Below are 10,440 nucleotides of genomic sequence, written 5' to 3' on the forward strand. Positions count from 1 at the left end.
AGCAGCTTGTACTGCTCGATCTCTACGAAAAGAGTTATGTGGAGCCGGGGAATGGGGAACGGTGAATGGTGAATGGTGAACGGTGAACGGGAAACGGTGAATGGTAGAGGGGAAAGAGGGAATGGTATGGTGAAAAGTTTTTCCGAGTATATGGAGGCGTGGCTCTACGGGCCTGAGGGGTATTACGCCAATTTCAAGGCGATCGGAAAAGAGGGGGACTTCTACACGGCGGTGAGTACGAGCCGCTTTTTCGGGGCGACGATCGCCCACTACATGATCTCTTTGGTCAAAGAGAAAAAGCTCTCCGAGGATCTGTCGCTGATCGAGATCGGGGCGCATCAGGGGTATCTGCTGGGGGATATGATCGAGTGGATCGCCCAGGAGGCGCCGCAGCTGCTGGAGAGGATGCGTTTTGGTATCGTGGAGCGGTTTCCCGCGCTGCGCGAGGCGCAGAAAGCCTATTTCCGGGAGCGTTTCGGGGATGCGGTGAAGGTGGAGCACTATGCCGACGCCGCCGAAATCGGCGCGAAGGAAGCCTTTTTCGTAGCCAACGAGATATTCGACGCCTTTCCCTGCGATCTGGTCTACAAGGGCAAAACGGCACTGGTGGACCAGAAGCACGCCATCCTTTTCGAAGGGGAGGACGAGGAGGTGCTGGCCACAGCGGGGCGCTACGGCCAGGAGAAGGGGGAAGTGGCCCGGGGATACGAAAATTTCGCCGCCTCGCTGGCTAATGCCGCCGAAAAGATCGTTTTCGTCTCCTTCGACTACGGGGAAAAGTATGTGCGGCCCGACTTCTCCATCAGGATCTACAAAGGCCACGAAGTCTTTCCCCTCTTCGAAGAGGGGCTCGATCCGGCATCGCTTTTCGGAAAGAGCGATATCACCTACGATGTCAACTTCGCCCATGTTTCCGACGCTTTCGAAGGCGCGGGATTTCGGACGGCCGCCTACAAGACCCAGCTCAAAGCCCTGATCGATTTCGGTCTGATGGATCTGCTGGGACAGCTGGCGAAGATGGGCAACCAGGCTCTCTATCTGCGGGAACTGAACAAGGTAAAAACCTTAATCGATCCTCAAATGATGGGGGAACGCTTTAAAATGATCGAATTTCACAGAAATATCGGATAGAATGGGCGTATGAAAAAACGAATCTATTTCATCGCCATCGTGGCGGTATCGCTTTTCGCCGACAGCGTCAACGGCTGGCGACCGCTGCACGAAGCGGTCTACGAAGCGGACATGAACCGCACCAGAAGCATCGTGGAGCAGGGAGGGTGCGACATCGACGCGGCCTCGAAGGCGGGGATTTCCCCCCTACATATCGCCGTCAAGACCCGCAACCTTCCGATGGTGGAATACCTGCTCGCACACGGTGCCGATGTGGACGCCCAGGACAACAACGGCTACACGCCGCTGCTCTACGCCATCGGCCAGCACCGTCTGGCGATCGTCCGCGCGCTGATCCGTCACGACGCCGATATCGACCTCGCCAACGGGGCGGGGATCACGCCGCTGCAGCAGGCGGCCTACGGCAACGACTTCGCGATCGTCGATCTTCTGCTCGAAAACGGGGCCGACCCGGAGCTGCTGAACGAAAAGGGGCTCAACGCCTGCGAACTCGCCTATATCCGGGGCAACTTCTCGATGGCCCACCATCTTAGGCCCTACACCAAGGGCGAATGCGGCGTCTACGCCGACGAACTCAACACAACGAAAGGGGAGAGATGAAACTGATCGTCAACGGTGAGGAGAAAAGTTTCGACGAGGGGGTGACACTGGCCCAGGTGATCGAAAAACTGGGCATCGCCGACAAGGTGATGGCGGCCGCCGTCAATATGGAAGTGGTCAAGAAGGAGAAGTGGTCCGATTTCGTACCAAAAGAGGGAGACAAGATCGAACTGCTACACTTCGTCGGGGGCGGCTGAGCCTTCGATGACGGCGACGGCGATGGCGAAACCGCCGTCGTGGGCGATGGAGAGGGATGTCGAGCGGATGGCGTAACGCGCCATGATCTTTTCGGGAAGCAGAAAGTAGGGGGCACCCCTTTCTGTCTTTTTGATCGTGATATCCTTGAAGTGCAGCGATTCGCCGATGCCGGTGCCCAGCGCTTTGGAGACCGCCTCCTTGGCGGCCCAGAATCCCGCCGCCGTCTGGGGCTTTTTGATCAGGGCGATCTCTTCGTCGATCAGATAGCGATGCAGGAATTTCTCGCCATACTTCTCGATCGACTTTTCGATCCGCTCGATGACGACGATATCGACACCGATCATTGGATGACGAACTCCGTGAAATAGATGTGCCGTATCTCTCCGTCGTCGAGGTGGCGGTTGATCTGTGCGATGATCTCCTCTTTGAGCTTCTCTTTTCCCTTGGCCGTCGTGATCTCTTCGACGGTTTTGGAGGAGAGGATCGAGATGACGATATCCCTGATCAGCGGAGTCTTTTTGTCGAGTTCGGGTGTGAGCTCTTCGCTGTCCTCTTCCAGGTTCATTTTGACTACCAGAAATCTTCGGCCGTTTTCGCTCATCAGGTTGACCGTGAATTTGTCCAACGGGTACATCGGTCCCACACCGATATCCTCGCTGCGTCTTTTGTGCTTCTTCTCCACCTTCTCCTGTTTGACGGTCGTGGCGTCTTCGGCTTCGTCTCCGGAGAGCATAAGATAGGCGACGACCCCTCCGATCGCCAGTACCAGAACGAGCAGTACGACGATCAGAATGAGTACGACATTGCTTCCGCCCGACTCTTTGGAGGAGCCGTTTTCACTCTCCTGGGACGCTTCTTTTTCTTCTTCTGCCATACATTCTCCTTGGCGTGATAGCTTTGTAGTACTATCGTCGGTTACCCTTCGAAGTTAAGGTCTCTCCATCGAATTATAGGGGATTTCAGTGGGGATTCGAAGGAAATAGGCTAAAATATCTGCAAAAACGTGAAAGTTCACCATGATGACAGGGATGATCGAAAACTTTTTCGCGCGTATCGGTGCGCCTTTTGTGAGGATGTACGAAAAAATCGGGGATTTCGGCAGGTTCGTCGAATTCCAGATCTCTTTGATACCGCTCTATTTCAAACGTCCGCATCGGATCCGGGAATTTTTCCTGCAGATGGACAGTATCGGCATCGGGACCCTGGGGGTCATACTGCTGACGGCACTTTTTACGGGCATGGTGGAGGCGATCCAGCTCTATCACGGTTTTCACCAGTTCAACGCCGAAAATTTCATGGGGTATACGATTTTCGTCTCCATCTCCAGAGAGCTGGGCCCCGTTTTCGCCGCGTTGATGCTCACATCACGGGCCATCAGCGCCATGGCGGCGGAACTCGGGACGATGCGGGTGACCGAGCAGATCGACGCCATCGAAACACTGGCGGTCGATTCGAAGAAGTATCTCATCATTCCCCGGATTCTCGCCACGACGATCTCTCTGCCGCTGTTGGTGATCGTTTTCGATTTCGTCGGAAACGTCAGCGCCTACCTGATCTCCACGGAAGCGCTGGGGGTCAACCCGGTCTCCTATCAGAACATGATCCAGCAGTATTTGGAGTTCGCCGATATTGGCACGGGGGTGCTCAAAGCCTTCGTCTTTGGATTTCTGGTCAGTTCCATCGGAACCTATCTGGGGTATATCGCCCGGGGCGGGGCCAGAGGCGTGGGCCAGGCGACGACGGCCGCCGTCGTCTATTCGGCCATTACGATCTTTGCTGCCAACTATTTTCTATCTTCGCTCTTTCTTTTCCTGGATTGGTGATTTGGTTTGTAGTCGATGGCCGATGGCGCTGCTGCGGCGTATAGCGCCTCCCGTTTTCGATTTCCGATTCCCGTTCACCGTTCCCCGTTCCCCGTTCCCCGTTCCCCGGCGCACCGCGCCATCACTCACACCGGTCGATGCCCAGTTTTTTTATGAGGGCGTCGAAATAGGGGCCGGCCTCTTTGTCGTAGTCGTCGTGAAACTCCACGGCGATGAATCCGCGGCCATCCCCTTCCATGACGTTGCTGATCTCCACCTGGCACTCTTTTCTGTAGCTCATATCGCCGATCGCGTCGAGGATTTTCTGCTTCTCCTCCTCGTTTCGGTAGAGAAGTTCGAGTTTTTCGTATCGCTCTTCGTGGGAGTGGATGGCGGTAATGGCGTCGAGAATGTCTGTCATAGGGTGCTCTTTTCGGAAATTAAAGTTCTATCTCTGTAAAATAGTGGCGTGATTATAGCAAAAGGAAACCGATGGCCTTCATTCTGGATTCGAAATCGCATTTCAACCTCGCCAATCTCTTCACGATGGTCAACATCACCTGCGGTCTGGCCGCCACCTATCTCATCACCCAGAACGATTTCTACCACGCCATCATCCTGGCGTGGATCGGTGGTGCTTTCGACATATTCGACGGAAAGATCGCCAGAAAATTCCATCTCTCCAACGAGTTCGGCATCCAGCTCGACTCCTTCGCCGACTTTCTCTCCTTCGTGCTGGTACCGGTCTTTCTGATTTTCCAGGCGGTCTATACCCATCTGGAGGGAGGCTGGTTCTATCTGGCGGGGATCGTGAGCGTCTACTATGTCATCAGCGGTCTGCGGCGCCTGATCCAGTTCAATATCGACGCCGAAGCGGGAGAAGTGGGAAAATTTTTCGTAGGGGTGCCGACCCCGCTGGGAGCGATACTGCTCTGGCTCGTCTATCTGGCCTATACCTACAGTCTCGTTCCGGCAGAGTCGGTCATCATGTTCATGATCGTGATCGGATGGCTTCTCAACTCGAAAGTCAAAGTACCGCACCCCTGAAAAGAGGCGTTTCTCACTTCTGCAGAGATTCGGGTGTCAGGCCGAAATCTTCGAGAATATGTTTGAGCCGCATCACCTCGTCTTTGGTGAAGTGGTCGCCGTGGGGAAGCTGTACGCTACCCTCTTTTTCTCCGTAATAGAGCTTTGCACGATGGTTTTTCGACACCTCCACGCGCACACCGAAATGTTCGATGGCCGAAAGGGTCTTTTTGACATCGAGATTGGCAGGCAGGGGATGGGAAAAGATTTTTTCGATTTTATGAAGATGTCTGCTCATGATGCCTCCTTTTTGAAAAAATTGTAACGAAAAGTGACTTTGGGTGAGATAATTTCAGGCCCGGCTCACATCCACTCCACCACTTTCGCCACCTCTTCGGCGACGAAACATTTCATTGGGGTTTTGAAAGCCGGTTTGTTGGGAACGATCGCTTTGGTGAATCCAAGGGTATGGGCTTCCCGCAGACGCTGTTCGAGGTGAAAGACTTCCCGGATGTCGCCGATGAGGCTCACTTCGCCGATGAAGACGCTCTCCTGGCTCAGCGGCCTGTTTCTGAAAGAGCTGATGATGGCGGCGATGATGGCCAGGTCGGCGGCGGGTTCGGTAATCTTGATGCCGCCTGCGATGTTGACGAAGACGTCGTACTGACCGAAGGGGAGGTCGAGCTTTTTTTCCAGAAGCGCCAGCAGCATCGTCAGGCGGCTCGCCTCGTAGCCGGTGGTGGAGCGTTTGGGGTTGCCGTAGCCGCTGTCGGCCACCAGCGCCTGCACCTCGATGACCAGGGGGCGGGAACCCTCCATGATGACGGTGACGGCGCTGCCGGCCTGGGGCTTGCCGCGGCTGAAGAATTTGGAAGCGATATCCTTGGCGCTCACCAGCCCCTCCTGGGTCATCTCGAAGATGCCCACTTCGCTGGTGCTGCCGAAACGGTTTTTGAAGGCCCGCAGCATTCGGATCTCTTTGGAGGCGTCGCCTTCGAAGTAGAGTACCGTATCGACCATGTGCTCCAGTACCCGCGGACCCGCGATGGAGCCCTCTTTCGTGATGTGGCCGATGATGAAGATCGGGATCTGTTTCTCCTTGGCCAGGCGCATCAGGTCGAAAGTGATCGTGCGTACCTGCGTGACGCTGCCGGGGGCGGAAGGGACCGAGTCGGAGTAGAGGGTCTGGATCGAGTCGATGATGATGAGATCGTAGGGGTTTTTCGACACTTCCGCCATGACCGCTTCGAGGCGGATCTCGCTGAGCAGATAGAGGTCGTCGTGGTTGGCTCCCAGGCGGTTGGCCCGCATCTTGATCTGTCCCCCCGACTCCTCGCCGCTGACGTAGAGCACTCTTTTGTTTCGGGCGGCGAGGTTGCCGCCGATCTTGAGCAGCAGCGTCGATTTGCCGATGCCGGGGCTTCCGCCGATGAGTACCAGCGATCCGGGGACGATGCCCCCTCCCAGGACCAGGTCCAGTTCACTGTCACCGCTGGTGAAGCGGCTCACCTCCTCCTCTTCGATTTCGGTGATCGGTTTGGCCGAGGCGGCAGGTGTGGAAGTTTTGGAGATTTCGTTCAGTACCTTCTGCTGTTCGGCAGTGAGTTCCACGAAGCTCTCCCACGCCCCGCAAGTGGGACATTTGCCCATCCATCGGGGGCTCTGCATGCCGCAGGCCTGGCACTCGTAGAGGGTTTTCTTTTTCGCCATCGATCAGTCGGTGGCCAGCTCTTCGGCTTTGTAGGCGCGTACGATGCTGCCGTCTTTGTCGAGTACCTCGATGAGGTCGATGTTGGCGTTGGGGTGGAGGCGGTAGGTTTCGCCGGTGGCCCGCTCGGAGACGAAATGTTTGGAGAGCAGATTGAAACCGTCGTTGTCCAGCAGCTCCTCAAGGCGTGCCAGCTGAGAATCGGTCAGGGCCGTTATGTCGACGTTGTGTGTTTTGCCGGCGGATGTGACGATATCGGCACTCTGTTCGACGAAGATGGCGTCGAGAATCGTGTTGACGAACTCTTTGGGGTCGAAGGGTATCAGATCTTCGGCCCTCTCGCCCACACCGACGTAGTAGATGGGGAGTTTCAGCTCTTCGGCGATGGAGAAGAGTGCGCCCCCTTTGGCGGTGCCGTCGAGTTTGGTGATGATGATGCCGTCGATGTCGATCATCTCTTTGAAGGCTTTGGCCTGGTTGATGGCGCTGTTGCCCTGGGTGCCGTCGAGGATCAGGATCTTTCGGTGAGGCGCCCCCTCCATGGCTTTCCCGCAGACGCGGACGATCTTCTTGAGCTCTTCGGCCAGGTTGGTCTGGGTGTGCAGCCGTCCCGCGGTATCGATGATGACGTGGTCGAACCCTTTGGCCTTGGCGGAGCTGATCGTATCGTAGGCGACGGCGGAGGGGTCGTGGCCCTGTTTGGTATAGACGATGGGGATGTCGAGTTTGTCTGCCCAGGTTTTGAGCTGCTCGATGGCGGCGGCGCGGAACGTGTCGGAGGCTCCCAGCATCACCGTCTCCCCTTCCGTTTTGTAGCGCTGGGCCAGTTTGGCGATCGTCGTCGTTTTCCCGGCGCCGTTGACGCCGACGATCAGCTCGACGAAGGGTTTTTCACCCTTCGGTTCGATCTTTTCGACATCGTAGATGAAAAGAGAGATGAGCGTGTTGTAGAGCTGGATGCGCTTGACGCTCTCAGGAAGCGACTCGACGATCTTTTCGACCAGATCGTAGGTGACGTCGGCTTCCAGAAGCAGGTCTTCGAGCTCGTCGCGGCCGATCTTCTCCCGTTTGACGGGTGCGTTGCTCTCGATCGTCTCGACCGTCTTCTTCAGCCCTTTTTTGAGGAAACCGAACATTACTTGCCGACCTTTTTCAGGGCCTCTTTGATATCGCTTTCGAGCATCTCTTCAGGCACCATGCCCACATAGTGGCGGAAATATTTGCCGTCGACGAAGAGCACCATGAAGGGGATGGAGAAGTTTCTGGGCTGATGGAGCATGTCGGCGACTTTGGCCGCGAGGGCCATGTTGTCGGGGGCGTTTGAGACGAAGTAGTTGATGTCGTGTCCTGTGATAAAGCGCTTCATCTCAGCCGGATGTTTCAGTTCGATCGAGACGCCGACGATTTTGAGCTTGCCGGCGTATTTGTTCTGGAGATTGACCAGGTGGGGGATCTCCGCGCGGCAGGGCGGGCACCATGTGGCGAAAAAGTCCAGCATGACGACGGGTTCGGCCACGTCGAAGGCGAATCCCTCGTCTTTGAGCGTCGCTTTGATGGTCCGGTTGCCATCCTTGAGCTCGAAGACCGTTTTCTGCTTGACGTCCACCGTTACACGGTCAGTCTTTTTTTCTCTCTTTTTCTCACCGCAGCCCGTGTAGAGCAGGGCGAAGAGTGTCAAAACGGATATCGTAAAAAATTTCAAACGCATTTGGTTTCCTTTTGGATAAAATGGCGGTTATTATATGATACCGGGGCTTAAAAATTGGACAAGAAAAAATTTAGAAAAACGTGTCTGGAAAAGTTGCGAAAAGCGGAAAGAAACGGTAAATTCCGACGCAACAGAATCGTTTTGAGACGAGTCGAAAGTATTATAAGAAAATATAATCCCAAAGCGATTCTGCTATACCTTCCGATGGGCCATGAAGTCGATGTCAGGCCGCTGTTCAGGCGCTTGCGGCGCGACCGGAAAATCTACGTTCCGTTTATGGAAGGCGAAAGTTTTAAGTTGGTACAATACAGATTGCCGCTGCAGAGAAAGCGGTTTGGTATTTATGAACCGATGAATTCACATTTTTATCTGTCAGAAATAGATATGGCGATCGTTCCGGTCGTGGGGGTTGACGGACGATTCCGCCGCATAGGATTTGGAAAAGGTATGTACGATAGATTTTTTGGGTCGCTGAGGCGTAAGCCTCTGACCGTTTTTGTACAGCTTGCGAAGTGCTATACCAAAGAGAAGATTACCGATGATTTTGATGTCATGGCAGATATTTACATAACCCCCGAAGATATTATTGTCCGAGGGAAAAGACATGTTGACAGAGTTGATAATAGGAGGTGCGGCAGCCACGGTTAGCGGCGTAGCGGCATTTTTCATCACCAAGAAGATCGACGCTTCGAAATACGACATCTATGTCGAACAGGCCAAAGCGAAAGCCAAAGCGATCGAACACGAAGCGGAAGTGGTTCTGCAAAACGCCAAGCTCAAAGTGAAGGAAGCGGAGCTCGAGGCGAAGCAGAAATACGAGGACGAGCTGGTCAGGCTCAACAACGAGTTCAATACACGTCTGGCGCAGCTCGAAAAGCGCGAAGAGCAGCTGGCCAAGCGTATCGAAGAGGAGCTCTCACAGGTCTCCGAAGAGAAGGAGGAGATCAAAAAAGCCAAGGCTGAGCTGAAAGCGGCGCAGCAGCAGATCGACGCGCTGCGACAGGAGTACGAAGCCAAACGAAGAGAGGCTCTGAAGATTCTCGAACGGGCTTCGGGGCTCACTTCCGACGAGGCGCGTGAGCTGGTCCTCAAAGAGGCGGAAGAGGATGCGCGGGCCGAGATCGCCCATATCGTCCGCAAGTACGAGACGGAAGCGAAAACCGAAGCCAAACGGAAAGCCAACTATATCCTGGCCCAGGCGACGACGCGCTACGCGGGCGAATTCGCCGCGGAACGTCTCATCAACGTCGTGCATCTGCCCGACGACGAGCTCAAAGGGCGGATCATCGGCAAGGAGGGGCGAAACATCAAGACCCTCGAGATGCTGCTGGGTGTCGATATCATCATCGACGACACGCCGGGCGCGATCATTCTGAGCAGTTTCAACCTCTACCGCCGTGCCATCGCCACACGCACGATAGAACTGCTGATCGAAGACGGGCGCATCCAGCCGGCGCGCATCGAGGAGATCTACGAGAAGGTGACCGAAGAGTTCGAACAGATGGTGCTCGAAGAGGGCGAGCAGATCGTGACCGACCTGGGTGTTTCGCCGATGCATCCGGAACTGATGAAGCTGATCGGACGTCTGCGCTACCGTGCCAGCTATGGCCAGAACGCCCTGGGACACTCTCTGGAAGTGGCGCATCTGGCTGGTATCATGGCGGCGGAGATGGGCGGTGACGAAGTGCTGGCCAAACGGGCCGGCATCCTGCACGACATCGGCAAGGCGCTGACCCACGAGTATGCTGGAAGCCACGTCGATCTGGGTGCCGAAGTGTGCCGCCGTTACAAAGAGCACCCGGTGGTCATCAACGCCATCTACGCCCACCACGGCCATGAAGAGCCCGAAACGATAGAGGCGGCCGCCGTCTGTGCCGCCGACACCCTCTCAGCCGCCAGACCAGGCGCGCGCCGGGAAGTGCTCGAAAGTTTCCTCAAGCGTGTCAAGGCGATCGAGGAGATCGCCATGTCGAAACCGGGCGTCCACCACGCCTACGCCATCAACGCGGGACGAGAGGTGCGTGTCATCGTCAACGCCACCCTCGTCAACGACGACGAAGCCATCCTCCTCTCCAAAGAGATCGCGGAGGAGATCGAAAAGAGCGTGCAGTATCCAGGCGAGATCAAGGTGAACGTCATAAGGGAAACCCGGGCGATCAACTACGCCAGGTAAGAGCTCTTTTCGAAAACCGCGAGAGCGGTTTCGGGCCCGCTGCCGAAGCGGACACAGCGTCAGCGTAGGATGGAAGGCTTTGCCGTCCATCCGT

General features: G+C 55.7%; 13 protein-coding genes and 1 pseudogene. 7 read left to right on the forward strand and 7 right to left on the reverse strand.

All coding sequences use genetic code 11. The features are described from left to right. Positions 1-126 precede the first annotated feature (126 nt). Genes Q1K23_RS01785 through thiS form a run of 3 tightly spaced genes read left to right on the forward strand, consistent with a single transcriptional unit; the run spans position 127 to position 1,928 of the window. Positions 127-1,131: an SAM-dependent methyltransferase gene (locus tag Q1K23_RS01785; protein ID WP_300361646.1), complete on the forward strand. Its 1,005-nt coding sequence runs from the start codon at positions 127-129 to the stop codon at positions 1,129-1,131. Positions 1,132-1,140: 9 nt separating this feature from the next. Continuing rightward, positions 1,141-1,731 (forward strand): ankyrin repeat domain-containing protein, encoded by a 591-nt coding sequence (locus Q1K23_RS01790; RefSeq protein WP_300361648.1) that lies wholly within the window; start codon positions 1,141-1,143, stop codon positions 1,729-1,731. After that, positions 1,728-1,928 (forward strand): sulfur carrier protein ThiS, encoded by a 201-nt coding sequence (gene thiS, locus Q1K23_RS01795; protein ID WP_300361650.1) that lies wholly within the window; start codon positions 1,728-1,730, stop codon positions 1,926-1,928. Before Q1K23_RS01790 ends, thiS begins: the two co-directional genes overlap by 4 nt. Here thiS and acpS read toward each other — a convergent pair. After that, positions 1,905-2,273: a holo-ACP synthase gene (gene acpS / locus Q1K23_RS01800; RefSeq protein ID WP_300361653.1), complete on the reverse strand. Its 369-nt coding sequence runs from the start codon at positions 2,271-2,273 to the stop codon at positions 1,905-1,907. The genes thiS and acpS overlap by 24 nt on opposite strands. After that, a complete protein-coding gene (gene fliL / locus Q1K23_RS01805) occupies positions 2,270-2,803 on the reverse strand; it encodes a flagellar basal body-associated protein FliL (protein ID WP_300361655.1) in 534 nt (177 codons plus the stop codon). The genes acpS and fliL overlap by 4 nt, the downstream gene beginning before the upstream one ends. Before the next feature lie 142 nt (positions 2,804-2,945). On the opposite strand from fliL, the gene Q1K23_RS01810 reads away from it, so the two are divergent. Further along, positions 2,946-3,752, forward strand: coding sequence for an ABC transporter permease (locus tag Q1K23_RS01810; RefSeq protein WP_300361657.1), 807 nt, complete (start codon positions 2,946-2,948; stop codon positions 3,750-3,752). 121 nt (positions 3,753-3,873) lie between these two features. On the opposite strand, the gene Q1K23_RS01815 is transcribed toward Q1K23_RS01810, so the two are convergent. Next, the gene (locus Q1K23_RS01815; protein WP_300361660.1) at positions 3,874-4,152 is read right to left on the reverse strand and encodes a hypothetical protein; all 279 of its coding nucleotides are present in this window, start codon (positions 4,150-4,152) and stop codon (positions 3,874-3,876) included. Positions 4,153-4,223: 71 nt separating this feature from the next. On the opposite strand from Q1K23_RS01815, the gene Q1K23_RS01820 reads away from it, so the two are divergent. Further along, on the forward strand, positions 4,224-4,778 hold the full coding sequence (locus Q1K23_RS01820; protein WP_300361663.1) for a CDP-alcohol phosphatidyltransferase family protein: 555 nt from the start codon (positions 4,224-4,226) through the stop codon (positions 4,776-4,778). Positions 4,779-4,791: 13 nt separating this feature from the next. Here the strand turns inward: Q1K23_RS01820 and Q1K23_RS01825 are convergent, their stop codons facing one another. The 4 genes and pseudogenes from Q1K23_RS01825 to Q1K23_RS01840 form a co-directional block, all read right to left on the reverse strand. After that, on the reverse strand, positions 4,792-5,055 hold the full coding sequence (locus Q1K23_RS01825; protein WP_300361664.1) for a hypothetical protein: 264 nt from the start codon (positions 5,053-5,055) through the stop codon (positions 4,792-4,794). Between the two features lie 65 nt (positions 5,056-5,120). Next, complete coding sequence (gene radA / locus Q1K23_RS01830; protein ID WP_300361666.1) at positions 5,121-6,467, reverse strand: DNA repair protein RadA; 1,347 nt, start codon at positions 6,465-6,467, stop codon at positions 5,121-5,123. A gap of 267 nt (positions 6,468-6,734) precedes the next feature. Then, positions 6,735-7,601 (reverse strand): annotated as a pseudogene (ftsY, locus tag Q1K23_RS01835) (signal recognition particle-docking protein FtsY); the annotation flags it as partial. Next, positions 7,601-8,173 carry a TlpA disulfide reductase family protein gene (locus Q1K23_RS01840; RefSeq protein ID WP_300361669.1) on the reverse strand — a complete coding sequence of 191 codons (573 nt, stop codon included), beginning with the start codon at positions 8,171-8,173 and terminating at the stop codon, positions 7,601-7,603. The pseudogene ftsY and the gene Q1K23_RS01840, both read right to left, overlap by 1 nt. A gap of 54 nt (positions 8,174-8,227) precedes the next feature. Between Q1K23_RS01840 and Q1K23_RS01845 the strand changes: the two genes are divergently transcribed. After that, entirely contained in the window at positions 8,228-8,821 is a 594-nt protein-coding gene (locus Q1K23_RS01845) for a 5-formyltetrahydrofolate cyclo-ligase (protein ID WP_300361671.1), read from the forward strand. Beyond that, positions 8,781-10,346 (forward strand): ribonuclease Y, encoded by a 1,566-nt coding sequence (gene rny / locus Q1K23_RS01850; protein ID WP_300361674.1) that lies wholly within the window; start codon positions 8,781-8,783, stop codon positions 10,344-10,346. The genes Q1K23_RS01845 and rny overlap by 41 nt, the downstream gene beginning before the upstream one ends. Positions 10,347-10,440 lie beyond the last annotated feature (94 nt).

The organism is Hydrogenimonas sp., assembly GCF_029933015.1.
In the GTDB taxonomy this organism is placed as follows: domain Bacteria; phylum Campylobacterota; class Campylobacteria; order Campylobacterales; family Hydrogenimonadaceae; genus Hydrogenimonas.

What these genes read in the sequence shown, in the direction of transcription:
- Q1K23_RS01785 (WP_300361646.1), top strand. Translation starts at nt 127, where the DNA reads ATGGTGAAAAGTTTTTCCGAGTATATGGAGGCGTGGCTCTACGGGCCT.
- Q1K23_RS01790 (WP_300361648.1), top strand. Translation starts at nt 1,141, where the DNA reads ATGAAAAAACGAATCTATTTCATCGCCATCGTGGCGGTATCGCTTTTC.
- thiS (WP_300361650.1), top strand. Translation starts at nt 1,728, where the DNA reads ATGAAACTGATCGTCAACGGTGAGGAGAAAAGTTTCGACGAGGGGGTG.
- acpS (WP_300361653.1), bottom strand. Translation starts at nt 2,273, where the DNA reads ATGATCGGTGTCGATATCGTCGTCATCGAGCGGATCGAAAAGTCGATC.
- fliL (WP_300361655.1), bottom strand. Translation starts at nt 2,803, where the DNA reads ATGGCAGAAGAAGAAAAAGAAGCGTCCCAGGAGAGTGAAAACGGCTCC.
- Q1K23_RS01810 (WP_300361657.1), top strand. Translation starts at nt 2,946, where the DNA reads ATGATGACAGGGATGATCGAAAACTTTTTCGCGCGTATCGGTGCGCCT.
- Q1K23_RS01815 (WP_300361660.1), bottom strand. Translation starts at nt 4,152, where the DNA reads ATGACAGACATTCTCGACGCCATTACCGCCATCCACTCCCACGAAGAG.
- Q1K23_RS01820 (WP_300361663.1), top strand. Translation starts at nt 4,224, where the DNA reads ATGGCCTTCATTCTGGATTCGAAATCGCATTTCAACCTCGCCAATCTC.
- Q1K23_RS01825 (WP_300361664.1), bottom strand. Translation starts at nt 5,055, where the DNA reads ATGAGCAGACATCTTCATAAAATCGAAAAAATCTTTTCCCATCCCCTG.
- radA (WP_300361666.1), bottom strand. Translation starts at nt 6,467, where the DNA reads ATGGCGAAAAAGAAAACCCTCTACGAGTGCCAGGCCTGCGGCATGCAG.
- Q1K23_RS01840 (WP_300361669.1), bottom strand. Translation starts at nt 8,173, where the DNA reads ATGCGTTTGAAATTTTTTACGATATCCGTTTTGACACTCTTCGCCCTG.